Consider the following 25,161-nt stretch of genomic DNA (forward strand, 5'->3'; position numbering starts at 1 on the left):
TTTGAACATGGGCAGCAGGGGAAATGATATCACGATTAAAGAGGCGATCGAAAAGATGCTCGACGTATACAAATTACGGCGTAAGTTTGACGAAACCGCATTGATATCCGCTTGGCCGCAATTGATGGGAAACGCAATTGCCAACCGCACCAAGCAGCTCTATATCCGTGACAAAAAGCTGTTTGTCAAAGTGGAATCGTCGGTCATCAAGCACGAGTTATTATTGATGCGCTCTCAGATTATCGGGCGTATGAACGAACACGTTGGACAGGTGGTGATTGAAGAGTTGGTGATACTGTGAATTAGCCGGGTGCTAAGCACAGGACCGCCTGGGCATTCATATGGCATCTGCCTGCGCCCGATACGCACGTCTTCCGTACCCGTTATGTACCTCGCAGAGGCCGGCCGACACGTTCATAGGTGGCTTATTTCGCCCGACTTTATAGGGACCGGTTTTTTGGGCTTACCGGCTGAACCAAAAAGGCTGCCTCGTATGTGCTACGAGACAGCCTTTCTTATCTTATCGTGATTCTTGGGATTACTTTGACGGGGTAGCCGCTGGAGTTGTGGATGTGATGCCCAACTTCGTTTTTACATCGGCCGTCAGGTCGTCGCCCCCTGCAAAATAAGGGATGGCCGAGTTGGCGATGTCAAATACATATGCATATCCCTTTTCTTTTGCAACGCTTTGCACAGCGGTATTCGCTTTCTGGAATATCGGTGCGAACAGCTCTTCCTGCTTGGTCTGAAGTTCCTGCTGGGCAACTTGTTGTACCTCTTGGATCCGACGTTGAATTTCCTGCAGTTCCGTGCCCAGTTTCTGTAATTGGGCATCTATCGAATCTTTATTGGCTTCGCTACGGTTACGTTGCAGATTTTGAGCTTCGGTAAGTTTTTTATCATGCTCGGTTCCCATTTGTTGCAATTCGCCTTCCTTGGTCTTTTGAAGGTTTTCAAATTCCGTTTGAGCAGTTTTGAATTCCGGCATGGCTTGAATGATGTCATTCGAATTGACATGGCCGATTTTCTGCTGCGCGCTAACGAGTTCGGTTGATAAAAACAGCACCGCAACCATCCCTACACCTTTTAACAAATTTTTCATGCTATTCATTTTGATTTTTCTTGTTTGTGGGGGCAGTCCCATACCCCATACTTGTGAATTATACAGTTTTTATTCGTAAGCTAATAGTTCCTAGATTAAAGCAGCGCAATGATACAAAATGAATCAATTTTCTGCAAGTGACGGATCGGGTTTGTATCCCAATCGCGTGATGACATCATTGCTTTTGTCCAGCCTCGGGTTGGCATAGAGAAAAGTAACCTCACTGCCCTTGTCAAGGATGATATCTAAACTTTGGTCGGTCGCAATCGCCTGGATGGCTTGTGCCACCCGGTCTTGTATGGGTTTAACCAGTTTAACACGTTCGTTAAAAAGATCGCCCTCGAACCCGAACTTCTGGCGTTGGAATTCTTTGGCCTCACGTTCTTTGAGTACAATTTCGTCTTCCCGTTTCCGGCGCATCTCTTCACTAAGCAGTACCTGGTCTTCTTGATAAGACTTATAGAGTTTTTCAATTTCCGCAAAACGGTTATCCACCTCTTCCTGCCATTGTACCGACAAAGCGTCAAGCTGCTTTTGGGCGGCCAGGTATTCGGGAATATGTTTTAAGACGTATTCGGTATCCACATAGGCAAACCGTTGTGCAAATGTCGCAGAAGACGCCACTACCGACAATACTATTATACCTATTATTCTTTTCATGGTCATTTTATTACGTTTTTAATAACTGGAATACTGCTACAAAAGTAATTCCATTTTTTCATTCGAAATAATTTCTTTTAATGCGAATGGAACCTGTGTTTTAGACATTGATGTCAGATATGGACATAGCACGTTCCCATTAGTTAAATCCGCCCATTTGTTGCATGATGCTGAACGTGAAGTTCTGCCTCCACTGGCTAGAAGGTACTCCCGGTATGGGGTCGAACGCGTGCCCATAGTCTATACCTAACAGACCGAAGATCGGTAGGAAGATACGCGCACCCACACCCACAGAACGACGAACCTTGAACGGGTTGAAGTCACGGAAGTTATTCCAGGTGTTACCACCTTCGGCAAACGCCAACACGAATACGGTAGCCTGGTCATTCAGCATAACCGGGTGCCGGAGTTCCAGTTGGTATTTATTGTAAATGGGACTACCCGAATTTCGGGCGATGTTGACATCTGCTCCGTCGGGAATGACCATTCCGTTGGCATACCCCCGCATCGCGATGATTTCCGAACCCTGAAGAAAGTCAAAGCCCATCATGCCGTCCCCGCCTAGTTTGAATCGTTCAAATGCCGACTGCCCTGTAACACTATTGTAGGTGCCGAGGAAACCAAACTGCGCCTGTGCTTTCAGCACCAACTTGCCGGTAATCCGGGTAAACCATTGGGAATCGAATTTCCATTTGTGGTATTCCGTCCACTTATAGCGCTCCTCGTTGGGTGCCGTCGGATAGTTGACGTTATTAAATGACGAATAGGGAGGGGTCACCTGGATGGTGAGCCGAATGTGCGATCCCGACGTCGGATAAATGGGAGCATCCACCGAGTTACGGCTGATTTCCTGTGTAAGGTTGATGTTGTAGGATGTTCCGTTTTCAAACAGGAATCCCGGGTAGTTCTGCAATTTATATTGCTGGAAACCCAGTGAGTAGTTCAGCTGAAACCAGTTATCAGGCCATTGCAGCCGCTTACCCAAACTGACGGTCACACCGTTCATCCAGATGCGGTTCAGATCCTTATCGGCTGCTATCTGGCGTCCGGTCCAGTAATCGAACCCACCGAACGATGAAGACGATGTATACGCACTTACCCCGAAATAAATCGGCTTCTTGCCACCCAACCACGGTTCAGAGAACGAGAAGCTATAGGATTGGTATCGCTTACCGCTGGTTTGTCCGCGGAGGCTCAGCTTCTGGCCATCGCCTCTTGGCAATGGCTTCCAGGCACTCTTATCGAAAAGATTGCGGGTCGAAAAATTGTTGAACGAAAGTCCCAGTGTACCGATGACCTGCCCCGCACCAAATCCTCCGGAAAGCTCCACTTGGTCGGAAGGTTTTTCTACCACATTGTATTCGATATCGACCGTTCCGTCTGAGTGGTTAAGATTCGTGGGGACCGGATTGGTTTTTTGTTCGTCAAAATTACCGAGCTGTGCGATTTCCCGTGTGCTCCGCATTAACAGCTCTTTCGAAAATTTTTGCCCGGGCTTGGTGTGGATAGACCGGAGCAATACCCGGTCATTAGTCACATCGTTGCCCTTCAAAATGATATTGTTCACCGTAAATTGGGCACCCTCGTAGATACGCAGGTCCAAATCGATGGTGTCGTTATAAATCTTCGTCTGCACCGGATCCACCGTAAACGTCAGGTAACCGTCGTTGAGGTAAAGGGAAGACACATCATCGCTGTTGCGGGTTGGTCCCATCAGCTTGGTGTTCAGCTTTTCCTCGCTGAACACTTCACCCTTCTGGATACCCAGGATGACGTTCAGCAACGAGTCGGAGTATTTGGCATTTCCCTGCCAAGTGATATTGCCAAAATAGTATTTTGATCCTTCGTATAAGTCGATATCGACGATGACGTTGCGGTTGTTGTACTTGTAAAATGTGTCCCGCAGAATTTCGGCATCCCGATACCCACGCTCGTGCATTTTGGCAATCAGTTTTTCTTTGGCTTCTTTGTATTTATCTTCCTTGAATTTGCCCGGCCCGGTAATCCGCCACCAGGTACGCTGCCTGACGCCCTTGAAAAATTTGCGGAGCTGGTGTTGAGAAAAATCTTCGTTGCCGGTGAAATTGATGCGGTGTGCGCGTACTTTCCGGTTCTTATCTACGTTAACAACCAGAATCTGGTTGTTAACCTGGGCAGAATCTTTTACCGGTGCCATCGTGATCTCGGGATACAGATATCCCTTTTCACTCAAGTAACGGGTAATGGTATTCCGCGTGGTATTCATCAGGTTCTCGTTGACAATTTTACCCGTATTTTCATTGAGTTTTTTGCGTACCTCCTCGGTTTGGGTTTTATTGAGGCCTTCGATGTCGATTCGGGTAAGGCGCGGACGTTCCACTACGTGGATATTGAAGAAGATGGAATCCCCTTTTATGGCATCGGCGTAGAGTTCTACTTCATCAAATAGACCCTGGGACATGAGATTTTTCACCACGCTCGAGGTTGCATCGCTGGGAACCTCAATGCGTGACCCCACAACCAATTTGGAAATGGTAATGAGCACATCGTTGTCAAGGTATTCCGTGCCGCTGACCGTTACCCCTCCGATGATGTAATTCTGGGGATTGAGGTAACTGAATTCGTCTGAATCATCCACTGGTATCCCGCGTTGTTGGGCGAGGGACGCCCCCGCCGTTAATAGGGTAATGAGTACAAAAAAGAGTGTCCGCTTCATCTATCTAATTTATCGCCGCTAAAGTACGTCAAACAGTTGTTAATTTTTGTTAAAAGGTTATTTTGCCAATTGCTCGCTTGTTAATCCGAATCGGCGCTCGCGTCGCTGATAGGCGAGGATAGCCTCAAATAAGTCGGTCCGTCTGAATTCCGGCCACATTTTATCGGTAAAATATAATTCGGCATATGCCAATTGCCACAGAAGGTAATTGCTGATCCGCTGCTCGCCACTGGTTCGGATCATGAGCTCAGGATCGGGCATATCGTGGGTTTCAAGGCACTGGGCAAATCTGCTCTCGTCGATCTCATCGGGAAGGAGCCGGCCCTGTGCGACCTCCCGGGCGAGCTTACGAGCCGCCTCCGTGATTTCCCAGCGGGCGCTATAACTTAGGGCGAGTGTCAGCGTACAGTTCCCGTTGCCGGATGTTTTTTCGATGGCTTCAAATAATCGATCATGGCATCTGGTGGGTAGCTTATCGAGGCTGCCTATGGCGTTGAGCTTCACGCCATTATCCATAAGGGTTTTTGTTTCCTTATTGATAGTGTTCACCAAAAGTTCCATGAGTGCAGATACTTCCAGTTTCGGCCGGTTCCAGTTTTCTGTGGAAAAGGCATAAAGCGTGAGGTATTTAACGCCGATTTCTACCGCTCCTTCAACCGTATCTCGAACCGCTGCCACACCGCTTTGGTGACCAAACACGCGCAATTTGCCCCGCTCTTTTGCCCATCGGCCATTGCCGTCCATAATGATGGCAATGTGTTGGGGCAGCCGGGCTTTATCTATCGTTTCCTTGATATCCATCGAAGAATTTTGTGCAAAGTTAACAGAAAAAATTTATCGCCACTCCGGGCATCCTCCTTTAAAGATCGTGTAGGAAAGCGTGACCCCTACCGTCATAAATGAATCGTAAGGGCGGCCGTCGCCGCGCTGCGAGCCCGGAACGGCCGAAGCCGCATCCCGGTAGGCTAAATAACGCCAGTCGCTTACGGTCAAATCGACCGGCAGGGGAGGAGGCGACATCGGGTAGTTCCCGCTGACGTCGTCAAGGTAGTCTGTGAAGGTCAACCGATAGGCCAACTCGATACCGATTGACCACGACCCCCGCAGGTTATACTTGAAGCCCGCTCCAAACGGGAGGGAGATCGCGAATTTTTCGTAAGGCGAGGGATTGTCGTTTGCATCGTACTCCGTTTGGACGGAACGTAGGTTTACCTTTTGCGGAGTTTCGCCGGCGACATAGGGACGGTACCATTTCGGTTCGAATTGTATGCCCCCGATTCCTCCAAAAATATAAGGCGTATAGACAATCCTTCCACGCTGGGGCAGCCATTTAAAGAAATTGAAATCTACCAGCAACGCCGCTTCTTTCACCGGGCCAAAGAAGCCTAGGTTGCGTTCTCGCCGTTGTTCAAAACGGGAATCTCCATCGTACGCAAATAAATTGGCTTGGGCTACGTTGGCGCGCAAACCCCACGTATGATTGAAATTGTACTTCACAAACGCTCCTGCCGCCCAATCGTTGAACGCCAGTGGATTTTCCGGATTCAGGTCGCCCATATACCCCGAAGCCCCGCCCTGTAAGCCCAATTCCCACTCCTGCGCGTGGGTATTTGTGAGTTGGAAAACGATGATTAACGTCAGAAGTCCTCGAAGCACCTTATGGGTTGTCTATAATACAAAGGGGTAAAGATAGCTATTTTCGTTTACGTGTAAAGACCTCCGTGTAAATCGGCGGTGCAGGCGTTCCGTCCCCGCGTTGTGTTCCATCAATAATTCCGGGCATCGAGCCCCCAGAGCAATTTGTTGCGTAGATTTGAAAAATAACGATAATCTTTTAGCCGTAAAAGGTTTACTTGGTAGTGGGCTCGGCTGATTTTGAGACGGATATCCGTGGAAACGGAGGTCGTCTGCGAATCGCACGACAGCAAAAACTTGCCGCTTCGGCTTTCGATTTCCAGATCCAGCTCCATGTCGTCCGAAATAACAACCGGCCTCACATTAAGGTTATGCGGTGAAATGGGCGTGATGACGAAATTGCCGCTGCCGGGCACAATAATGGGACCGCCACAGCTTAATGAATAGGCGGTGGATCCGGTCGGTGTTGCGACGATAATCCCATCCGCCCAGTAGGCGTTCAATAGTTCACCATTCAGATACGCATTAACCGTAATCATTGCTGAGCTGTCGCTCTTGAACAGGGTAATATCATTTAATGCAAACGGATTGCCGCTAAAGAGTGTCATCTGCTCGGATCGTACGGTTAACAAGGTCCGCTTCTGGATGTTGTATTCACCCCGGAAAATCGCTTCCATCGCAGGGTCGATCGCGTCTTTGTTGATATCTGCCAGAAAGCCGAGCCTGCCGAAATTGACGCCTGCCACCGGAATACCCGAATCGCCCACGATGGCCACGGCAGCCAGCATGGTACCATCACCGCCCAGGCTTAGCATAAATCCGATGTCATCCGGCAGTTCACTGCGATTCGTATAACTGTTAAGTTCTTCCGAAAAGGCAACCTGCTGCCGCAGAGACTGTCGGAAATCTTCATAGATCCACAGTTCTGCATCCTTCGCAATCAATAAATCAAATAAGTGCTGCACATAGGGAATGACCGAGGGCTGAAATTCCCGTCCGTAGACCGCTATCTTCATAGTATTACATGTTGATATAGTTCATCAGTTGCTCATAGCGGTCGCGCGAGTTGTCGCGGCTATTTTCGTCGTTGTAGGTAGCCTTGACCGTATAATCATGACGTAAAAACGAAGATACGATGGATGAAATATTCGATTTATTGATTTTAATTGTGACCTCCAACCGGGAGGAATCTGAAAAAGTTTGTACATAGGAGTTCAGGATCTGTGCGTTGTCAGACTCAACAATATGGGCAATGTGTGAAAGCGCATTGTCACGGTATCCCATTTCCAGCACAATAATGCCGCCCGGCTGATGAAGGGACATCGTTTGACTCAATGTGTTTACTAATTCCAATGGGGTAACGGCTCCCAGGTAAGCATGCTGTTCGTCGACCACTGCCAGCAGATCAAGTTGGTAAATCTGAAAAAAAAGCATGGCGTCAAAAATATGCTGGGTTCCGTAGATGTGGATTTGTTGATATACAACATCAGCGTATTCAAGGGATTGGTCGGCATTTGCAAGACCTGCCAGGGATTCATAAGTCACCGATCCGAGGAACAGGTTATTTTTCACCACGGGCAGTTGGGTCAACCGCAGATCAACCATCCTGTCGAGCGTATAGCGGACGCTATCCGTCGGATTGATTGCGTAAATGTCGTCGATGATGACCTGACCGATATTCATGACTGCTCTCCAAGCTCTTTTTATATTAAACGAATAAAATGCGCGATCGTTTAATCTATTCAAATTTTTGTGTTGCCCCCAACTTCACTTCGCTTGTCAAAATTAGTCGGTTTTGTTGATAACCGCGACTATTTTGCTTTTTTTTTCGCACATTGGTCAATTTTTGAAGTAATTAAACAAAGGAATGACAATACGCGAACTTTTACTACTTTTGGCTGCTGATCGCCTAACAGGGCACAGCAGGTTATAAAAGGCGGATTATTGCACAGGCTAATTTTGGAAGACAAGGATAAATATATCATTATTCGGGAAGTAATTCGTAAGAAAAATCCGCAACTTCTCCGGTGGATGCCCCGCTTTCTGTTGCGCTATATCGAGCGGGTCGTGCATGAAGAGGATATCAATCAGGTAATGGCCAACATCGGACACCTGCAGGGACTGGATTTTGTCGACGGGTTGATCGGTGAGCTAGGGGTCATTGTCGAACTTCGGGGCGAAGAAAATATCCCGGGGGCGGGGGGCGTGATTTTTGCCTCTAACCATCCATTAGGCGGCTTGGACGGTATAGCGTTTATGCATGCACTGGGCAAATATCGACGGGATATTAAATTCATAGTTAACGATATTTTATTGAATATCAAAAATTTGGAACCCTTGTTTGTCGGGGTGAATAAGCACGGTACACAAGGCCGGAGAGGAATGGAGCAAATTGAAGAGGCGTATGCCCAGGATCATGCGCTGTTGGTATTTCCTGCCGGCCTGGTATCCCGCAAACGCCACGGCAAGATCGAAGACCTGGAATGGAAAAAAAGCTTCATCAGCAAGGCAAAAAAATATGGGAAAGACATTGTACCCGTTTATATCGACGGAAGAAATTCCCGTTTTTTTTATAACTTCGCCCGTTTCAGGGAATTTATTGGTATCAAACCGAACATCGAAATGTTTTATCTTCCGGATGAAATGTTTGCACAGAGAAACAAAAAAGTGACCATATGTATAGGAAAACCAATTTCTTATACTTATTTTGACGCCTCCAAAAGTGAAAAGGAGTGGGCTGGGCATATGAAACAATTGGTTTATAACTTAGCTCCTGAAAACTAACTATATGCAAGAAATAATAGCACCTGTTGACCGCAGTTTCATAAAAAGGGAGCTTACTCAAGAGGCGTTTGTCAGGTATACCAATAACGGGAACAACGAAATTTACCTGGTCAACCACCATAATGCTCCCTATACGGTAAAGGAAATCGGACGATTAAGGGAACTGACTTTTCGGGCGGCCGGAGGTGGTACGGGATTGGACTTGGATTTGGACGAAAACGATACGTGCGAGGATGCCTATGATCAGCTAATCGCTTGGAACCCGGAAGATGAGGAAATTATCGCCGGCTACCGATTAATCAAGTGTAAGGATGTGGGTACTAACGGTCACGGAGAGATTAATTTGTCAACGGCGCATTACTTTCATTTCTCACCCAAATTCATTGCTGACTATTTGCCGTATACGATTGAGTTAGGCCGTTCTTTTGTGCAACCTAAATATCAACCGGGAAAAGATAATCGGAAAGGTTTGTTCTCACTCGATAATCTGTGGGATGGGCTGGGCGCTGTGGTGAAGCTCAATCCCGACGTCAAATACCTATTTGGCAAAGTGACGATGTATCCCCATTATAACCGGGAAGCCAGAGATCTGTTAATTTACTTCATGCACCACTATTTTCCCGATAGTGAGGGGTTGGTTTGGCCGATCAAGCCGCTGGGCTATTTTACGGATGCCTCGAATTTCCACCAACTGTTTGACGGCTTGGAGTATAAAGAAGGCTATAAGATACTCAATGGACGGATTCGGGCATTGGGAGAAAACATACCGCCGTTGATCAATACCTATATGAACCTTTCTTCTACCATGAAAACGTTCGGTACCGCCCAGAATAATGAGTTCGGTACGGTGGAAGAAACCGGAATCATGATCACGATAGACGATATCTTCGAAAGTAAAAAGGAGCGACATATTTCTACCTATGAACGCGATAAAGAAATCGGAAGCCGAAAAGTAATTTAGGAGGCCGGTCAGCTATCAGCCGTTCGGTTAAAAGCGGCCGGTAGCTGAATCCGATGGTTAACTTCCGGCTAGTAAGGCTTTGGCAATTTCGGAGATGGTTTTGCCATCCGCTTTTCCGGCCAATTTCTGGTTTGCCAGCCCCATGACCTTGCCCATTTCTTTGGGGCCCGTCGCGCCCGTTTCGGAAATGAGTTGCCTTACGACGCTTTCAATTTCTTCACGGCTGAGCTGCTTTGGCAAAAAACTCTCGATTACCGCCAGTTCCTCCATTTCAATCTGATAAAGGTCATCCCGGTTCTGCTGCTGATAGATCTCAGCTGATTCCTTTCGCTGTTTAGCGAGCTTTTGCAGCACTTTAACCTCTGTATCTTCGGAAAGCGCCTCTGTGGGTCCCTTTTCGGCTTTCGCTAGCAGCAAGGCTGCTTTGATCGCGCGTAAGCCGCGAAGCCGGGCCTGATCCTTGGCCAGCATAGCTGCTTTGATGTCCTGGTCTATTTTTTCCTGTAACGCCATTGTCTTTCGTGTTTACTTGCTATCGTAGAGTTGCGACGTCAAAGATAGCAATTTAAGTCAGGTGATCGCAGCCAGTTACGCTATTAAGGTAAAACGATTCGGGCTTATCTATATTTTGGGATTTTTTGAGATATTTTTCGTACTTTTGGCATCAAATGTTATTTGTATGGCAACTGCATTAGAAAAGACACCTCCGAGAAAAACCGACAACAACGCAAATCAAACCCATTATTACGTAACATTAGCCATCGCTGTAGCCATCGGTTTGGCTGGTACCTTCCTGAGATTCTTACAAGACTCAGCATTGTTATCTGCCATTTCCAACATCCTGCTTGCCATCGGTTGGTTCATTGTATTCCGTGTCGTATTTCGGATCATGAAGTAACAGCAGCTGAAGGCCAGTTAGCTGTTTATGTAGTTTTCTAACTGATTGATGGTTTGCTGTTGGTCTTCAATGATGTACTTCACCAGATCACCGATTGAAAGCATGCCGATAACCAAGCCGTTTTCCACGACCGGCAGGTGTCGGAAATGACGGGTGGTCATCAGTTTCATGCAATAATCGATGGCTTCGTCCGGCGTAATGGTATGCGGATTCTGCGTCATTACTTCGTGCAAGGGGGTATCTTTGGACGATTTTCCCTGTAGGATAATTTTGCGTGCATAATCCCTTTCGGTAAAAATGCCTTGAAGCAGGCCGTTCTCGATAATTAGCAAAGCACTGATATTTTTCTCCATCATAATTTTAAGTGCTTCCAATACCGAAACCTCTCGTGTCGCCGAGTAGACGACCGAGGGTTTGTTGCTGAGAATGTGTTTGACGGTTTTCATGTTATTGCTTAATTTATGTTTACTATCAATAACTATCAATGGGGCCCATTAACCCAGGACAAAAGGCTCAGCCTGCCATCCCGGCCGGCCAGGCATGCCAAGGAATGCGGGATAAGACCAAGATTAGCCCGATAACGTAAAATATCAATACACTTGCATTTTGCTTTTTAGACGGAGAAAGTTTTTTGGCCCTTGAATAGCCGACGGTAATCAGCACAATGGCGACCAGCATCGTAAGGGGGTGCTCCAGAAAATACAGACGGGCAATGCCGTCCTTCATAGCGGCGGACGACGCATTGTTGATTCCATAAGGTGACACAAAATAAGCAATGAGCCCGACTACAAATTGCACGTGTGCGCATATGAGTCCCAAAAGCGCCATCTTCCGGTTGTATCCTTTGTTTTGCAGGTACGCAAAAAGCGCATACAGAATCGAAATGATCAGTCCAGCCAATAATACATAAGCCAATGTTGAATGTAGGTGTTTAATCCCGGTGTACATAGTTTTTTAGTTGTTTGTTGTTAGCGAAACTCACACATCCGACGGCGGTGCATTGGTTAGCACTACGACGAATGGCGTGTTAAATTTACGGAATTAATTGGATATTCCAGTACGGTTACTTCGGCGATCGGACTGAAAAGGTAAATGCGTTGTGTCTGCAGCTCTACACAGCGATACCGCTTCCGGATCTTTTCCTTTCTTTGAAAAACTCGGCCATTTTTCAGTGTGAAGATCGTGTTCTCAGGCAATTTCTCAACCGTTTGTGCACCGTTTTTTTGGATGTCGTGTTGTTTCAACACACGGAAAAGACTTAGGTCCGTACAGCTGGACGCCGCTGGATTATTCATGTAATGGACTAAAGCAGTTTCGACGTCGTCTGGAAAAATGCCGTTCCGGATAAAGGGTTCCATAAGTTGTCTAAAATTGGCCTTCCATTCTTTCCCGTGCGGCTTTGCTTTATTTTTATAGCTATTCCACGTCTTCAGATGGGCAAATTCGTGGATGGTCGTAATCAGGAATGCATACGGATTCAGGTTGTGGTTCACCGATATACGATGCCCATGTTTGCCGTAGGGTGGCCTGTAGTCACCAAACTTGGAAGATCTATGCTTGCTAATCCGAAAAAGACATCCGCTATTGACGATCCACTGTGAGATGATCGGTGCCGCGGATACGGGCATGTATTTGCTCAGTTGAACGCTATAATCCGGCATGTTCCTCGGTTTTTTCGACTACTTCTCCCTTTTTTAACGGAATGTACTTAGTTACCTGATCGTTGGCAAGGCTTGTCGAGGATGAGCCGCGTAGGGTTTCTAATGACCGCTCTTGCCAGCAATGTACTCACTGGTCGCTGTTTTGGTATTTTCTTCCTAATCGGTTAAGGATGTAATATCCGATAACGCCCGAAAGGGCAGAAGCCACCAAAATGGCAAATTTCGCCTCCGTCTGATGATGTGGATCGGAAAAGGAAAGCAGCGCGATGAAAATTGACATGGTGAAACCAATTCCACCCATCAAGCCTATGGAAAGTATCTGCGTCCAACGGGTGTTTTTGGGAAGTTCACTTATTCGAAGTTTTACAGCAATCCAAGAAAATAACGTAATCCCGAGCGGTTTGCCCACAAACAATCCGGCAATGATGCCCAGTCCAAGCGGACTGGCGAGACCTTCTATCATTCCGCTTTCGAATCGGATATTCGTATTCGCGAGCGCAAACAAGGGCATGATGACAAAATTAACAGGTGTGCTTACCGCATGTTCAACTTGCTGAATGGGAGAGGGGCCGCCTTTTTTTCCCTTGATTGGGATGGCAAACGCCGTAAGTACACCGGCAATCGTTGCATGAATACCTGAGTGGTGAATAAAATACCAAATAAATACACCGGGGATGAGGTAAAACCAAACCGATTTAACTCCCATCCGGTTAATGAATGTCAACAGCAGAAAGATGCCCAAGGCGTACAGCAGGTAATTGGCTGCCAAATCGGTGGTGTAAAAAATGGCAATGACCAAGATTGCTCCCAGATCATCCACGATTGCCAGCGCCGTCAGGAAAACTTTAAGGGCAACGGGCACGCGCTTTCCCAATATAGATAAAATGCCGATCGCAAATGCAATGTCGGTAGCCATCGGGATGCCCCAGCCGTGTTCTGTCTCGGTTCCCGCGTTGCATATCAGATAGATGCCGGCGGGCAGTAACATCCCCCCCAGTGCAGCAAAGAAAGGAAGCGATGCCTTCCTCGCCGATGAAAGCTGGCCATGCGCCAGTTCCTGCTTGATCTCAATGCCGACCATCAGGAAAAAGACGGCCATTAATCCGTCGTTTATCCAATGGAGAACGCTGTATTTTAGGTGGACAGAACTCGATTCAAAACCGACTTTATGTGCTAACAGCGATTCAAAATCGGAGGCTAATGGTGAATTGGCAATGAGGAGCGAAATGACCAGAAAAAGCAATAGCGTAATGCCACTTGCCGAATCGGCCTCGAAAAACTGTTTTATTTGTTTACGCATTGGAAAACCGGACTTGTAGAAGCCACTAATTTATAAAAAAACAGACAAATCTCCCTTACCTTCGCGGACAATTTCGAAATCTCCGGAGGTTGTGTCTACGATGGTCGAAGCAATATTCCCGCCATACCCGCCATCAATGACCAGGTCAACGTCATCGCGATACTTTTCATGAATAAGTTCCGGATCGGTCGAATATTCTACGATTTCGTCGTCATCATGAATGGATGCCGATACAATCGGATTCCCCAGCTCTCTCACGATTTCGCGGGCGATGTTATTGTCAGGGACGCGGATACCGACCGTTTTTTTCTTTGAGCTTAATAGCTTGGGAACCTGCCCGCTGGCATTGAAGATAAACGTAAACGGACCGGGCAGCGCCTTTTTCAACAGCCTGAACGTAGCGGTATCAAAGGGCTTGGTATACTGGGCAATACCGGTAAGGTCGTCGCAAATAAATGAGAGATTGGCTTTGTCGGGCTTTATCCCCCGGATCGCGCACACCTGCTCAATCGCGCGGTGGTTGTTGATGTCACATCCCAAGCCGTAAACGGTATCGGTGGGATAGATAATCAAGCCGCCCTTGCGTAGCACCTCCACCACCTGTTGGATGGCTTTCGGATTCGGATTCTCTTCGTAAATGCGTAATAACATGGTATACCCTTCTATCAACCATCAGAATTCCGCATTGTTTGGCGTACGAGGGAACGGAATAACATCGCGTATATTGGTCATGCCGGTGACAAACAACACCAAGCGTTCAAATCCGACACCAAATCCCGAATGCGGAGCTGTGCCGAAACGCCGTGTGTCCAAAAACCAGTCCATCTCTTCGGCGGGAACACCCATCTCTTCCATGCGTGCTACCAGTTTATCATATCGTTCCTCACGTTGTGAGCCACCAACCATTTCACCGATGCCGGGAAACAGGATGTCCATGGCGGCGACCGTCAATCTACCTTGGTCATCCGGTTCATTTAACCGCATATAAAAGGATTTAATGTCTGCCGGATAATCGATGAGAATAACAGGCTTTTTGAAGTGTTTTTCCACAAGATAGCGTTCGTGCTCCGACTGGAGATCAGCCCCCCAACCCGTTATCGGGTATTTGAATTGCTTTTTTTGATTGGGTTTGCTTTGACGCAATATCTCGATGGCCTCGGTATAAGTGAGCCGCTCAAATCGGCTGTCCAGGCAGAAATGGAGCTTGGAAACCAAATCCATTTCAGATCGTTCGTTTTGGGGCTTGCTCTTTTCCTCTTCAGCCAGCCTGTTTTTGAGGAATTCGATTTCGTCCGGGCAATGATCGAGCGCAAACCGGATCACATATTTTAAAAGTTCTTCGGCAAGATCCATGTTGTCTTCCAGCTCATAGAATGCCATTTCAGGCTCAATCATCCAAAATTCAGCCAGATGGCGTGTCGTATTGGAATTTTCCGCGCGGAATGTGGGGCCGAATGTGTAGATGTTGCCCAGCGCCATGGCGGCCAGTTCACCTTCAAGCTGCCCTGAAACGGTCAGGTTGGTAGACTTTCCGAAAAAATCTTCCGTATAATCCACCGTACCGTCCGGTTTCCGGGGTGTGCCGTCAAAGTCAAGGGTCGTTACCTTGAACATTTCACCGGCTCCCTCAGCGTCCGATCCGGTGATGATTGGGGTATGTATGTAAACAAACCCACGTTCAAAAAAGAACTGATGAATGGCAAAAGACAAGGCGTTACGCACCTTGAATACCGCGTTGAATGTATTGGTGCGAAAACGAAGGTGGGCGATTTCACGCAGGAATTCGAGGCTGTGTTTTTTGGGTTGTAAGGGGAATTTTTCGGGATCGCTATCACCGAGTATTTCCAGTGATTCGACCTTGATCTCCACCCGTTGGCCCTTGCCTAACGATTCGATCAACGGGCCCGAAACGCTTACCGCCGCACCAGTGGTGATCCGTTTCAGCAGACTTTCATCCGTATTGGCGAAATCGACCACTGCTTGAATATTGCCTAGCGTCGAGCCATCGTTGATGGCAATAAATTGATTGTTCCGGAATGTTTTAACCCATCCTTTTACGGTCACCTGATGTCCGTATTCCGTTGCGTTCAATAAATCTTTTATGCGTGTATGTTTCATATACTCTGATTAGCTGTAGTCGTCGGGTGCTGCCAAAACCAAAAAAACCTCCAACGAAACTGGAGGTTTTGCTGAATAAATTAGAACCTTACCTCACGATGTCAAAATTACGATAGGACTTTGGTCACCAGGTCCGCAGCCTCTTTAAGTTGAATCGCAGAATACACTTCCAGTCCGGATTCGTCGATCAGCCGTTTGGCCTCTTCGGCATTCGTGCCCTGGAGGCGAACGATGATGGGTACCGGAATATTACCGATTTCCTGATAAGCGTCGATTACACCCTGGGCTACACGGTCACAACGTACAATGCCTCCGAAAATATTGATCAAGATGGCTTTTACGTTCGGATCCTTCAAAATGATGTTAAACCCGGCCTTGACCGTCTGGGCATTAGCCGTGCCGCCTACGTCGAGGAAGTTCGCAGGTTCTCCGCCGGCTAATTTGATAATGTCCATCGTGGCCATTGCCAATCCCGCACCGTTTACCATACAACCCACATTTCCGTCGAGTTTTACGTAATTAAGATTGGATTCGCCCGCCTCAACCTCAGTGGGGTCTTCTTCGGTCACATCACGCATTGCGGCGTAATCAGAATGGCGAAACAGGCCGTTTTCATCCAGATTTACTTTGGCATCTACCGCAAGTATCTTGTCGTCAGAGGTCTTCAATACCGGATTGATTTCAAACAGCGAAGAATCCGTGGCGTCATATGCTTTATATAGGGAAGCAACGAATTTGGTCATATCTTTGAACGCCGCACCGCTCAGCCCGAGGTTAAACGCAATTTTACGTGCCTGGAAGCCTTGCAGACCTACTTTTGGATCAACTTCCTCCTTGAAAATAAGGTGCGGTGTTTTCTCGGCCACTTCTTCAATGTCCATGCCGCCTTCGGTCGAATACATAATGATGTTCCGGCCACGGCCACGATCCAGCAGCACACTCATATAAAACTCTTTGGTTTCATTTTCGCCGGGGTAATAGACATCCTGCGCAATCAATACTTTGTTTACCTTTTTGCCTTCAGGGCCGGTTTGCGGAGTTACCAATTGCATACCAATGATGTCCGTTGCCCGTTGTTTCACCTCGTCAAGATTTTTGGCTAGCTTCACGCCGCCGCCTTTACCACGGCCTCCGGCATGGATTTGGGCTTTAACCACCACCCAATCCGAGTTGTAGTCTTCCTTCAACTTTTTGGCTGCTTCCACAGCTTCCTCGGGCGTTTCAGCGACAATGCCTTCCTGCACCCGTACGCCGAAACTCTTTAGTATCTGCTTGCCTTGATATTCGTGAATGTTCATTTGCGAAAAATTTGGCGTAAAAGTAGGGTTTTAATCGGGAATGGTCAAGGGAAACCTCCAAAAAATACCTACCTTCGCAGCATGCTGCAAGCAACTGGCATTTACAAGTCATACGGCGTATTACCCATTCTGAAAGGGGTGGATTTCCATGTTTCAAAAGGTGAAATTGTCAGTCTGGTCGGTGCGTCGGGTGCAGGCAAAAGCACCCTGCTGCATATTGTCGGAACGTTGGATCGACCCGACCGCGGTACAGTGGTCATAAACGGGACGAATGTAGGGTCACTCCATACCAGGCAATTGAGCATGTTTCGGAATGAACACATCGGGTTCGTTTTTCAGTTCCACCACCTGCTTCCCGAATTTACCGCCCTGGAAAACGTGTGCATTCCGGCCTTTATCAGAAAGGACAGTCGAAAAAAAGCGGAACATCGTGCAATGGAATTACTGGAGCTATTGGGCGTAAGTCAGCGTGCAGGCCACAAGCCCGGAGAATTGTCGGGCGGTGAACAACAACGGGTAGCGGTGGCACGGGCACTGGTAAACCATCCATCGATTGTTCTTGCCGATGAACCCTCCGGTAACCTGGACTCGGAAAATGCCGCTTCCTTGCACCGGCTGTTTGTCGATCTGCGGAACCAATTGAATCAGACATTTGTGGTTGTGACGCACAATGAAGAACTGGCCAATATTGCCGATCGTATTGTCCATATTAAAGACGGATTGATCGAACCGGTGAATCGCCATGAAACATAACGTTTTAATCACACAAGGCATGCGCCCGTTTGCCCATCGGGTGGCGAAAAAGCTCTCTGCTGTATGTATTCCGCTGTTTGGATCTGCTGAGGAAATACCATATGTGCTAATAAACGGAGGTAATTTCACGACAATTCCCCCTGCAAATGCCCCTGCGTTTATACACGAAGTGCTTAAGATATGTTTGGACCGCGAGATTTCTGCGGTGATTCCCTTAGGCGCCCAGGAACTCTATCCGATGGCAGAGGCCCGTCAGCTTTTTTCCGAATATGGCGTCGATATATGGGTGCCTCCGGCGACGGTGCTGGCGGGGTTACCCGTCTTCGAGAACCCGTCCAGGGAACTGCCGTTGACCATATTGTCCGGGGGACGGGTCATCGCCGGGGGGAATGTGGGTCAGCAGTTTGAGAGCTTATCAGGGGTTTTTACGTCGTCCGACTCGGGGGAGGAATGGGCGTTGTGTTGCATTGCTGATTAACCCATGAAGCGATCTCAACAATGCCGCTGAAAAATAAACACCATATCGTTAAACCATTCTGTTAATTGCAATTCCAATCGGTATATGCCCAACATGACTGTCGCTGCCGAGAAAAAGGCGCTTGTTTTCGGACTTGATGATGTACTTTTCCCTAAAAAGGATTACGTATTGCAGGTGTATTATGTATTTGCCCATTTGCTCGAATACACGGAAACCGTGCCGCCTGCTAAAGACCTGATCGAGTTCCTGAAGTCGGCATATACAATCCACGGAGAACAGGGGCTTTTTAAACGAGCGGCGGAAGTATTCGGTATTGACGGTAAATACCAAGTGCATTTCGACCGTTTGCATCTTTCTGCAAAGCTGCCATTGAAGTTATTGCTTTATAAGTCTGTCAAGGATATGATGCAGGCGGCACATGAAGACGGCAAGCGCATCTTTATATTAACGGGAGGCAATCCTACCATGCAATTAAATAAATTGCAACATATGGAATGGGAAGGGCTTGACCGGTTTGTCAAAGTATATTTTGAGGAAGAATTGATCAGTCAGCAAAAGGAACCGCTGACTCATCTGTTGGCAGAAAATGGCTTGGAAGCGCGGGACGTGCTGCATGTGCATGCTTCCGATGATCGGTCGGCAGGGACGGTAGGCGTGGATAGACTCGATATAAAGCAAATTTTGACGGACCTCACGGTGGACGCCGATCCATGAAGCCCGGCTTCCGTAGGACGGAATGAAATACAGAAAAACGAATAAGCGCGATCGATGAAAGCAATGTCGTTTAGAATTTTGATAGGGATGTTGACCTTTTCGGTACTCAGTTGTACGGAGGATACGGTCATGCCTGAACTTGAGCGCCCGGAATTGGCGGATACCGATGAAGACTTGTTAAAAGATTCCGTTTACGTGTATACATACGGGTTTTATCTTTGGCAGGAGGATTTGCCCGATTGGTTTGCGGATGTAAGGGGAAATACCCGTCGCTTCAATTCTGCGGATGCCGTGTTAGCGTCGCTGAAAACATACGCGAGAGACGCCGATGGGGAAGCTTTGGACCGATTCAGCTTTATAGATCGCTGGGGGACCGTTAATGCCGAAATCCAACAGGGACTCGCCGGCAGTTTCGGCCTTGAATTCCGTTACAACAACGATACGGATCTTTATGTGAAAAAAGTAGATGTGGGATCCCCTGCTGATCGGGCCGGCGTAAAGCGTGGATGGCAGGTGCTGCGTATCAATGGAAGAACGGACTTATCGCTGGCATCGCTCGAAGCGGATAATCTCGATTTTCTTTTCACGGCACTGGACGGCGGGAGCATTGATCTGTCGCTTAAGAAACCCGACGGAGATGAGATTTCACTTCGTTTGACCCGGAGTGACTACCAGTTGCAGCCCATATTGGCCAGACGGATCTATACGGTGGGCAATAAAAAGGTTGGTTATTTTGCTTTTGATATCTTTATCTCTACGCTCAATGATCGCGGTAACCCAACCTATGTGAAGAGCCAGTTGGATCAATTAATCACGCAATTTGAAGAAGCGGGTGTTGAGGAAATGATCGTGGATCTTCGCTACAACGGAGGCGGAGCTGTCGTGACCGCCGAATACCTGTCCAACCTTTTGGCGCCGTCGTCCGTCGCCAACGGATTGATGTATACAAACAAAGTAAATTCCGGGCTGGAAAACTTTTTGCGGTCGCACGGTGCGCGCATCGACTTCTCTGCTGTACATTTTCAGAAGCCGAATGTGCTCGATCTCAAACGCATCTATTTTCTGGTAACCGAGGGGACGGCGTCCGCCAGTGAGTTGTTAATTAACAACCTGACTCCCTATATAGACGTAAAGTTAATCGGTGAACACCGCACCTATGGAAAGCCGGTAGGATTCTTCAACTGGAATATTCTGGGCGTTGATCTGTATGCAGTTTCGTTCCAGACATTCAATGCGGTTGGGCAGGGTGATTATTTTACAGGCATGGCGGTAGATAAGTTGGTCTACGATGATCTCACGAAAGATTTTGGCGATGCTGAAGAAGAAATGATCGCAGAAGCATTGCATTATGCAGGCAATGGGAGATTTTCTCCCGACGGAGCCGATCTCCGGGCAAGTACGATGGCAAGTCGGACCGGATCGAACACCCGGCCCGTGAATACGGCCCTGGATCGCCGGGGAATCAAAGGGATGTATCGTTTTTGACGATACAACTTTGGGCGATAATTCGTATCTTGCACTACCATGAAGGAAGGAAAACCTGCAACCATCAAGGAAATCGCTAAACGGCTGAAGATTTCACCTTCGACCGTTTCCAGGGCATTGAATGACCATCCGAGTATCGGATTGGTCACGACAATGCGCGTGAAGAAAGTTGCTGCCGAATTGAACTATGAACCCAATCAAACAGCGATTTTTTTTAAACAACGCAAGACGTTTACGATAGGGGTTGTGCTCCCCAGCCTATCCGAACCTTTTTTCTCTGCTGCCATCAGCGAAATCGAGAATGTCGCCAGCGCCCGGAACTATACAGTGATCATGGGCCAATCACTGGACGATGCTGACCGTGAAATGCGCATACTCCAAACACTGAAAACCCACCGGGTGGACGGTGTATTGATGTCAATCAGCAAGAATACACAAAGCTATCCTTTCATCGAATTGATGGAGAGTGCCGGCATTCCCGTCGTATTCTTTGATTGTGTGCCGGATCTGGAACACATACATAAAGTATATTGCGATTTGGAAACCGGTATGCTGGAGGCCATCGATCGGTTTGCTTCCTGTGGGCACCGTGCGATTTCACTGATTAACGGCCCGGCATTCCTGCCGGCCAGTATGGAGCGTGAAAAGGCATATAAAAAAGGTTTGGCCGAACATGATATCTCGTTTAAAGAAGAATATGTGGTCAACACAGATTTAACAACTGAAGGCAACGAAGCGGCTGTTTTGCAGCTCTTGGCATTGCCGGATCGACCGTCGGCCGTGATTTCATTCAACGACTATGTGGCTTTGGACGTAATGAAGGCCGTACGTAAGCGAGGAATAGCGCTCAATCAAGATATCCATTTCATAAGTTACGCCAATTACCCCCTATGGAAATACATGGAAAATCCGCCTTTGGCATCCATTGAACAATTTCCCGGAGACCAGGGCAGGAAAGCTGCTGAGTTGCTCTTTAAACTAATGGACAGTGCTGAACGACCTGAGCCTACGCGAATTATTTTCCATTCGCGATTAGTCAATCCCGGATAACGAAAGTTTTTCCCCCATCAGGTATGTAGATTCCAGAACCGCCTGCGCCAGGTTCTCTTTCGGTGCCCGTTTTTCAGATGTGGAAAGGACGGTGTACGCGTTACCGATGTCAAGACCTACCGCACGTTCTACATGATTGGGACCACACCACAATGCCGACCGCAGAAAATATCCCAAAGAGGCAAAGTTTTCGGCGCCATCCGGAACGATAACATCGAGAATGCCTTCAAATTCCTGTTGGAAATGGCTCGCCAATTCCGGGTAAAGGGCGCCACCTCCTACCAAGTATAGCCGATCTGCCTTTTCAAAATCAATATCCGTAAACGCTTTTCGGATGGCAGGAGACAAAACTTCGTGGTAATAGCTAGCCAAATGAGTACTTCTTGCATTTAACAAATTCATACGCTTGCGCCCGATAACCATGTCTCCGCGTTGGAAACTTTGGTTAATCATGTGCTCGTTTTTCATGGAAAGGTAATAACTGGCGCTAAGCTCGTCATACAGGGTATTAACTGCATGTCTTAGCCCGGGTACACTCACACAGGTCCGGGCAATCGGTCCTTCAGCAGTACTCAGTGCCGTCTCGCAGGTGCCATAGCCCAAACTTACAATGAAAAAGTTGCCCTCATCGGCCAGCGGACCCTTGCGGATGGCATTGATACACCCCAATATTTCGGGCATTATCTCCAGGTGCGAAATAGTCAACTGTACGCGGCTGCGGCCACCGCCATTGAGCGTATCGCTGTTGTATTCGATAATGACGTCACGTTCGGAAAAGAATTTCTCCGCTTGCAATTTGAACAACTCGAAAACGGCCGAAGGAAAGCCGGTTGTGATAACCAACTCTCCGGATTTGGCGCCGGATGCGAGCAGCAAGCCCGCTTTGGCCAGCAGTTGATAGTCTAGGTCGGATGGCGAACTATTGATGTTTCGGTAGGGAACCTGGCCTTGGGTTAATGCGAGGTCGCCTACCAAAAAACTCGCTCCAGCTTCAAACAGCTGAATACGTTTTTCCAATGCAGCGGTAAGCTGAGTCAGAGGCTTGTCATGTCGTTCGATAACACTGGGGATACTTACAAATTTTGTTTCCATGCTAGATTTTTAGGTGAGGTCACACCATGCAAATATAGCAATTGCCTTAGCTTAGAAGGGCGTTTCTCCGTTTGTTGATCGTTATGTTTTTGTTAATTTTTGGGGCGTTCGGTTGGGTTGTCGGTTTATGGGTAAAGGATGGACAATGGATTTTCGGCCACCGCCCATCCTCGCAGCTTTTATAAATTATAAATGGATCACCTCACCGTATGCGTCGGCGGCGGCTTCCATAATGGCTTCGCTCATCGTAGGGTGCGGATGCACGGATTTGATGATTTCGTGTCCGGTGGTTTCCAATTTCCGGGCTACCACTACTTCAGCAATCATCTCCGTAACGTTTGAGCCAATCATATGGGCGCCCAGGAATTCTCCGTATTTTGCGTCGAAGATCACTTTGACAAACCCATCCTTTGCGCCTGCAGCACTTGCTTTTCCGGATGCAGAAAAGGGGAATTTGCCTACTTTAACTTCGTATCCGGCTTCTTTCGCAGCCTTTTCGGTGTACCCTACGGAAGCAATCTCAGGTGAGCAGTAGGTACATCCCGGAATGTTATTGTAGTTGATAGGCAAGACGTCCATGCCCTTGATTTTTTCTACACAGGTAATACCCTCTGCAGACGCAACATGCGCCAAGGCCTGGCCTTTCACAATATCGCCGATCGCATAGATGCCGTCCACATTGGTTTTATAAAAATCATCAACCACTACACGACCTTTTTCAGTTTTCACGCCTACCTCCTCTAAACCGAGTCCTTCAATGTTCGGCGTGATGCCAACTGCTGAAAGCACAGTCTCCGCTTCGATCGTTTCAGTGCCCTTGGATGTTTTGATCTGTACTTTGCTGAGTGTACCGGACGTATCCACAGCCTGGACTTCCGCTCCGGTGAGAATATTGATGCCTGCTTTTTTAAGGCTACGCTCCAGCTGTTTGGAAATTTCCTCGTCTTCAACCGGTACAATCCGGTCCAGGTATTCAACAATCGTAACTTTGGTGCCAATGGCGTTATAAAAATAGGCAAATTCAACGCCGATGGCTCCCGATCCGACTACAACCAATGATTCGGGCTGTTTTTCTAAATTCATGGCTTGGCGATAACCGATGATCCGTTTACCGTCCTGTTTCAGGTTGGGGAGCTCGCGTGATCGGGCGCCCGTGGCTAAGATCGTATGCTTTGCCTGATATTCTTTGGTGGCACCGTCCGCATCTTGTACGGCTACTGTACCGCCTTTTTTGATGCGGGCGGTACCCATGATGACATCGATCTTGTTCTTTTTCATGAGAAACTGGATGCCTTTGCTCATGCCCTCAGCTACCCCACGGCTGCGCTTGATGATGGCACCGAAATCGGCCTCACCACCGCTCACCTTGATGCCATAGTCTTCGGCATGGTTTAGGTATTCAAACACTTGTGCACTTTTAAGCAACGCCTTTGTGGGTATACATCCCCAGTTGAGGCAGATGCCGCCTAAGGATTCCCGCTCCACAATAGCGGTCTTAAAACCAAGTTGGGATGCCCTGATGGCCGCAACATAACCGCCCGGTCCGCTCCCGATTACAATGATGTCGTAGTTCATATATTATTCTGTTTCCTGAGATTGATTCCTATTTCTGATGACAGATCAAAATTCCAGTGGCTACAAACTTACGTTTTTTTTGGAAAGTCCGAAAGTCTCCCCGCCGGAAAGTCCGAAGGTACGGGCTAACCGTCACATTTTGGTCAAACCCGACCGGGACAGGCGTTAACTAGTAGATTATTGTCTATTTTGCGGCAATTTATTGTCATGAGCACGAATACAAAAGTTTTGCATTGGTTCCGGAATATTGCCCTGGTTGAGGGGATATCAATGGTTGTTCTGGTTACGTTTTCGGTCTTGAAGCGTACCACTGATTTTGAATGGGCTACGTTAGGAGTCAAATATGTCGGCTGGGCGCATGGCATCCTCTTTATTGCCTACGTCTATCTGCTGTGGCTGTGTGCAGACCGATATAAATGGAAGTTAGGTCGTGTGGCAATATTTTTCCTTGCTTCGCTTCTTCCTTTTGCCCCGTTTTTTGTCGAACGGAAATTACGGGAAGAAGCGCATTCCTAAGGCCGGTCGCCGGCGTAAGCGTACGTGATTTCGGTCTTTCCGTGTGGAGACGGGTTGCCTTCCGGATCGAGGTTGACAAATACCAGTTTATCTATCGTTAATATGCTTTTGCGCGTAATTTTATTGCGTACCTGGCAAGTAAGCGTAATAGAAGTGCGGCCAAAATGCGTAGCTGTGATGCCCAGCTCGATGATGTCGCCCTGTTTGGCCGAACTTACAAAGTTGATTTCAGAAATAAACTTGGTAACGATATGAGGGTTGCCCAACTGTACGATCGCATAGATTACAGCCTCTTCGTCAATCCACCGGAGTAAGGTGCCCCCAAACAGTGTTCCGTTGGGATTGAGGTCTTCCGGCTTTACCCACTTACGTGTGTGGAAATTCAT

General features: G+C 47.7%; 28 protein-coding genes. 10 read left to right on the forward strand and 18 right to left on the reverse strand.

The genetic code is table 11. The annotated features are described in order from the left end of the window. Positions 1-7 precede the first annotated feature (7 nt). Positions 8-301 (forward strand): DUF721 domain-containing protein, encoded by a 294-nt coding sequence (locus tag ACFQRK_RS18180; RefSeq protein ID WP_379009265.1) that lies wholly within the window; start codon positions 8-10, stop codon positions 299-301. Between the two features lie 237 nt (positions 302-538). Here ACFQRK_RS18180 and ACFQRK_RS18185 read toward each other — a convergent pair whose 3' ends face one another. The 7 genes from ACFQRK_RS18185 to ACFQRK_RS18215 form a co-directional block, all read right to left on the reverse strand. Then, complete coding sequence (locus tag ACFQRK_RS18185; RefSeq protein ID WP_379009267.1) at positions 539-1,102, reverse strand: OmpH family outer membrane protein; 564 nt, start codon at positions 1,100-1,102, stop codon at positions 539-541. A gap of 123 nt (positions 1,103-1,225) precedes the next feature. After that, positions 1,226-1,762, reverse strand: a complete 537-nt coding sequence (locus tag ACFQRK_RS18190; protein ID WP_379009269.1) for an OmpH family outer membrane protein — start codon at positions 1,760-1,762, stop codon at positions 1,226-1,228. A gap of 139 nt (positions 1,763-1,901) precedes the next feature. Next, positions 1,902-4,457: an outer membrane protein assembly factor gene (locus ACFQRK_RS18195; RefSeq protein ID WP_379009271.1), complete on the reverse strand. Its 2,556-nt coding sequence runs from the start codon at positions 4,455-4,457 to the stop codon at positions 1,902-1,904. A gap of 57 nt (positions 4,458-4,514) precedes the next feature. Beyond that, positions 4,515-5,258 (reverse strand): isoprenyl transferase, encoded by a 744-nt coding sequence (locus ACFQRK_RS18200; protein ID WP_379009273.1) that lies wholly within the window; start codon positions 5,256-5,258, stop codon positions 4,515-4,517. A gap of 33 nt (positions 5,259-5,291) precedes the next feature. Then, the gene (locus tag ACFQRK_RS18205) at positions 5,292-6,113 is read right to left on the reverse strand and encodes a DUF6089 family protein (protein WP_379009275.1); all 822 of its coding nucleotides are present in this window, start codon (positions 6,111-6,113) and stop codon (positions 5,292-5,294) included. Positions 6,114-6,223: 110 nt separating this feature from the next. After that, a complete protein-coding gene (locus ACFQRK_RS18210) occupies positions 6,224-7,108 on the reverse strand; it encodes an NAD kinase (RefSeq protein ID WP_379009277.1) in 885 nt (294 codons plus the stop codon). 4 nt (positions 7,109-7,112) lie between these two features. Next, the gene (locus tag ACFQRK_RS18215) at positions 7,113-7,838 is read right to left on the reverse strand and encodes a CBS domain-containing protein (RefSeq protein WP_379009279.1); all 726 of its coding nucleotides are present in this window, start codon (positions 7,836-7,838) and stop codon (positions 7,113-7,115) included. Positions 7,839-8,036: 198 nt separating this feature from the next. On the opposite strand from ACFQRK_RS18215, the gene ACFQRK_RS18220 reads away from it, so the two are divergent. Next, positions 8,037-8,876: a 1-acyl-sn-glycerol-3-phosphate acyltransferase gene (locus ACFQRK_RS18220; protein ID WP_379009281.1), complete on the forward strand. Its 840-nt coding sequence runs from the start codon at positions 8,037-8,039 to the stop codon at positions 8,874-8,876. Between the two features lie 4 nt (positions 8,877-8,880). Then, positions 8,881-9,837, forward strand: coding sequence for a GNAT family N-acetyltransferase (locus tag ACFQRK_RS18225; protein WP_379009283.1), 957 nt, complete (start codon positions 8,881-8,883; stop codon positions 9,835-9,837). 57 nt (positions 9,838-9,894) lie between these two features. Here ACFQRK_RS18225 and ACFQRK_RS18230 read toward each other — a convergent pair whose 3' ends face one another. After that, positions 9,895-10,350, reverse strand: coding sequence for a GatB/YqeY domain-containing protein (locus tag ACFQRK_RS18230; RefSeq protein ID WP_379009284.1), 456 nt, complete (start codon positions 10,348-10,350; stop codon positions 9,895-9,897). Positions 10,351-10,516: 166 nt separating this feature from the next. Here ACFQRK_RS18230 and ACFQRK_RS18235 point away from each other — a divergent pair, with 166 nt between their 5' ends. Then, positions 10,517-10,735 carry a hypothetical protein gene (locus tag ACFQRK_RS18235; RefSeq protein WP_379009286.1) on the forward strand — a complete coding sequence of 73 codons (219 nt, stop codon included), beginning with the start codon at positions 10,517-10,519 and terminating at the stop codon, positions 10,733-10,735. Between the two features lie 17 nt (positions 10,736-10,752). Here ACFQRK_RS18235 and ACFQRK_RS18240 read toward each other — a convergent pair whose 3' ends face one another. The 7 genes from ACFQRK_RS18240 to sucC form a co-directional block, all read right to left on the reverse strand. Then, entirely contained in the window at positions 10,753-11,181 is a 429-nt protein-coding gene (locus tag ACFQRK_RS18240; protein WP_379009288.1) for a CBS domain-containing protein, read from the reverse strand. Between the two features lie 67 nt (positions 11,182-11,248). Then, positions 11,249-11,683: a hypothetical protein gene (locus ACFQRK_RS18245; RefSeq protein WP_379009290.1), complete on the reverse strand. Its 435-nt coding sequence runs from the start codon at positions 11,681-11,683 to the stop codon at positions 11,249-11,251. 62 nt (positions 11,684-11,745) lie between these two features. After that, a complete protein-coding gene (locus ACFQRK_RS18250) occupies positions 11,746-12,396 on the reverse strand; it encodes a SprT-like domain-containing protein (protein ID WP_379009292.1) in 651 nt (216 codons plus the stop codon). 127 nt (positions 12,397-12,523) lie between these two features. Then, complete coding sequence (nhaA, locus tag ACFQRK_RS18255) at positions 12,524-13,696, reverse strand: Na+/H+ antiporter NhaA (RefSeq protein WP_379009293.1); 1,173 nt, start codon at positions 13,694-13,696, stop codon at positions 12,524-12,526. 30 nt (positions 13,697-13,726) lie between these two features. After that, entirely contained in the window at positions 13,727-14,347 is a 621-nt protein-coding gene (locus tag ACFQRK_RS18260; protein WP_379009294.1) for an L-threonylcarbamoyladenylate synthase, read from the reverse strand. Positions 14,348-14,368: 21 nt separating this feature from the next. Next, positions 14,369-15,814: an asparagine--tRNA ligase gene (asnS, locus tag ACFQRK_RS18265; RefSeq protein WP_379009296.1), complete on the reverse strand. Its 1,446-nt coding sequence runs from the start codon at positions 15,812-15,814 to the stop codon at positions 14,369-14,371. A 107-nt stretch (positions 15,815-15,921) separates the two neighbouring features. Then, a complete protein-coding gene (gene sucC / locus ACFQRK_RS18270) occupies positions 15,922-17,112 on the reverse strand; it encodes an ADP-forming succinate--CoA ligase subunit beta (RefSeq protein ID WP_379009298.1) in 1,191 nt (396 codons plus the stop codon). 81 nt (positions 17,113-17,193) lie between these two features. Here sucC and ACFQRK_RS18275 point away from each other — a divergent pair, with 81 nt between their 5' ends. From ACFQRK_RS18275 to ACFQRK_RS18295, 5 genes are all read left to right on the forward strand, one after another. After that, positions 17,194-17,865 carry an ABC transporter ATP-binding protein gene (locus ACFQRK_RS18275; protein WP_379009300.1) on the forward strand — a complete coding sequence of 224 codons (672 nt, stop codon included), beginning with the start codon at positions 17,194-17,196 and terminating at the stop codon, positions 17,863-17,865. Next, entirely contained in the window at positions 17,855-18,343 is a 489-nt protein-coding gene (locus ACFQRK_RS18280) for a hypothetical protein (RefSeq protein ID WP_379009301.1), read from the forward strand. Before ACFQRK_RS18275 ends, ACFQRK_RS18280 begins: the two co-directional genes overlap by 11 nt. An 84-nt stretch (positions 18,344-18,427) precedes the next feature. Continuing rightward, the gene (locus tag ACFQRK_RS18285) at positions 18,428-19,057 is read left to right on the forward strand and encodes an HAD family hydrolase (RefSeq protein ID WP_379009303.1); all 630 of its coding nucleotides are present in this window, start codon (positions 18,428-18,430) and stop codon (positions 19,055-19,057) included. A gap of 63 nt (positions 19,058-19,120) precedes the next feature. Further along, entirely contained in the window at positions 19,121-20,542 is a 1,422-nt protein-coding gene (locus ACFQRK_RS18290) for a S41 family peptidase (RefSeq protein ID WP_379009304.1), read from the forward strand. A 39-nt stretch (positions 20,543-20,581) separates the two neighbouring features. After that, positions 20,582-21,592, forward strand: a complete 1,011-nt coding sequence (locus ACFQRK_RS18295) for a LacI family DNA-binding transcriptional regulator (protein ID WP_379009306.1) — start codon at positions 20,582-20,584, stop codon at positions 21,590-21,592. On the opposite strand, the gene ACFQRK_RS18300 is transcribed toward ACFQRK_RS18295, so the two are convergent. Together ACFQRK_RS18300 and lpdA are read right to left on the reverse strand one after the other, a co-directional pair. Next, on the reverse strand, positions 21,575-22,684 hold the full coding sequence (locus tag ACFQRK_RS18300) for a hypothetical protein (protein ID WP_379009308.1): 1,110 nt from the start codon (positions 22,682-22,684) through the stop codon (positions 21,575-21,577). The two genes, ACFQRK_RS18295 and ACFQRK_RS18300, sit on opposite strands and share 18 nt — an antisense overlap. A gap of 186 nt (positions 22,685-22,870) precedes the next feature. Continuing rightward, entirely contained in the window at positions 22,871-24,259 is a 1,389-nt protein-coding gene (gene lpdA, locus ACFQRK_RS18305) for a dihydrolipoyl dehydrogenase (RefSeq protein WP_379009309.1), read from the reverse strand. Positions 24,260-24,466: 207 nt separating this feature from the next. On the opposite strand from lpdA, the gene ACFQRK_RS18310 reads away from it, so the two are divergent. After that, the gene (locus ACFQRK_RS18310) at positions 24,467-24,775 is read left to right on the forward strand and encodes a DUF3817 domain-containing protein (RefSeq protein ID WP_379009311.1); all 309 of its coding nucleotides are present in this window, start codon (positions 24,467-24,469) and stop codon (positions 24,773-24,775) included. Here the strand turns inward: ACFQRK_RS18310 and ACFQRK_RS18315 are convergent. Then, entirely contained in the window at positions 24,772-25,161 is a 390-nt protein-coding gene (locus ACFQRK_RS18315; protein ID WP_090624400.1) for an acyl-CoA thioesterase, read from the reverse strand. The two genes, ACFQRK_RS18310 and ACFQRK_RS18315, sit on opposite strands and share 4 nt — an antisense overlap.

This window comes from Parapedobacter sp. GCM10030251 (genome assembly GCF_042666505.1).
Classification (GTDB): Bacteria; Bacteroidota; Bacteroidia; order Sphingobacteriales; family Sphingobacteriaceae; genus Parapedobacter.

Excerpts from the sequence above, each read along its gene's own strand:
- ACFQRK_RS18180 (WP_379009265.1), top strand. The coding sequence starts at position 8 with ATGGGCAGCAGGGGAAATGATATCACGATTAAAGAGGCGATCGAAAAG.
- ACFQRK_RS18185 (WP_379009267.1), bottom strand. The coding sequence starts at position 1,102 with ATGAAAAATTTGTTAAAAGGTGTAGGGATGGTTGCGGTGCTGTTTTTA.
- ACFQRK_RS18190 (WP_379009269.1), bottom strand. The coding sequence starts at position 1,762 with ATGAAAAGAATAATAGGTATAATAGTATTGTCGGTAGTGGCGTCTTCT.
- ACFQRK_RS18195 (WP_379009271.1), bottom strand. The coding sequence starts at position 4,457 with ATGAAGCGGACACTCTTTTTTGTACTCATTACCCTATTAACGGCGGGG.
- ACFQRK_RS18200 (WP_379009273.1), bottom strand. The coding sequence starts at position 5,258 with ATGGATATCAAGGAAACGATAGATAAAGCCCGGCTGCCCCAACACATT.
- ACFQRK_RS18210 (WP_379009277.1), bottom strand. The coding sequence starts at position 7,108 with ATGAAGATAGCGGTCTACGGACGGGAATTTCAGCCCTCGGTCATTCCC.
- ACFQRK_RS18225 (WP_379009283.1), top strand. The coding sequence starts at position 8,881 with ATGCAAGAAATAATAGCACCTGTTGACCGCAGTTTCATAAAAAGGGAG.
- ACFQRK_RS18230 (WP_379009284.1), bottom strand. The coding sequence starts at position 10,350 with ATGGCGTTACAGGAAAAAATAGACCAGGACATCAAAGCAGCTATGCTG.
- ACFQRK_RS18235 (WP_379009286.1), top strand. The coding sequence starts at position 10,517 with ATGGCAACTGCATTAGAAAAGACACCTCCGAGAAAAACCGACAACAAC.
- ACFQRK_RS18240 (WP_379009288.1), bottom strand. The coding sequence starts at position 11,181 with ATGAAAACCGTCAAACACATTCTCAGCAACAAACCCTCGGTCGTCTAC.
- ACFQRK_RS18245 (WP_379009290.1), bottom strand. The coding sequence starts at position 11,683 with ATGTACACCGGGATTAAACACCTACATTCAACATTGGCTTATGTATTA.
- ACFQRK_RS18250 (WP_379009292.1), bottom strand. The coding sequence starts at position 12,396 with ATGCCGGATTATAGCGTTCAACTGAGCAAATACATGCCCGTATCCGCG.
- nhaA (WP_379009293.1), bottom strand. The coding sequence starts at position 13,696 with ATGCGTAAACAAATAAAACAGTTTTTCGAGGCCGATTCGGCAAGTGGC.
- ACFQRK_RS18260 (WP_379009294.1), bottom strand. The coding sequence starts at position 14,347 with ATGTTATTACGCATTTACGAAGAGAATCCGAATCCGAAAGCCATCCAA.
- asnS (WP_379009296.1), bottom strand. The coding sequence starts at position 15,814 with ATGAAACATACACGCATAAAAGATTTATTGAACGCAACGGAATACGGA.
- sucC (WP_379009298.1), bottom strand. The coding sequence starts at position 17,112 with ATGAACATTCACGAATATCAAGGCAAGCAGATACTAAAGAGTTTCGGC.
- ACFQRK_RS18275 (WP_379009300.1), top strand. The coding sequence starts at position 17,194 with ATGCTGCAAGCAACTGGCATTTACAAGTCATACGGCGTATTACCCATT.
- ACFQRK_RS18280 (WP_379009301.1), top strand. The coding sequence starts at position 17,855 with ATGAAACATAACGTTTTAATCACACAAGGCATGCGCCCGTTTGCCCAT.
- ACFQRK_RS18285 (WP_379009303.1), top strand. The coding sequence starts at position 18,428 with ATGCCCAACATGACTGTCGCTGCCGAGAAAAAGGCGCTTGTTTTCGGA.
- ACFQRK_RS18290 (WP_379009304.1), top strand. The coding sequence starts at position 19,121 with ATGTCGTTTAGAATTTTGATAGGGATGTTGACCTTTTCGGTACTCAGT.
- ACFQRK_RS18295 (WP_379009306.1), top strand. The coding sequence starts at position 20,582 with ATGAAGGAAGGAAAACCTGCAACCATCAAGGAAATCGCTAAACGGCTG.
- ACFQRK_RS18300 (WP_379009308.1), bottom strand. The coding sequence starts at position 22,684 with ATGGAAACAAAATTTGTAAGTATCCCCAGTGTTATCGAACGACATGAC.
- lpdA (WP_379009309.1), bottom strand. The coding sequence starts at position 24,259 with ATGAACTACGACATCATTGTAATCGGGAGCGGACCGGGCGGTTATGTT.
- ACFQRK_RS18310 (WP_379009311.1), top strand. The coding sequence starts at position 24,467 with ATGAGCACGAATACAAAAGTTTTGCATTGGTTCCGGAATATTGCCCTG.
- ACFQRK_RS18315 (WP_090624400.1), bottom strand. The coding sequence starts at position 25,161 with ATGAATTTCCACACACGTAAGTGGGTAAAGCCGGAAGACCTCAATCCC.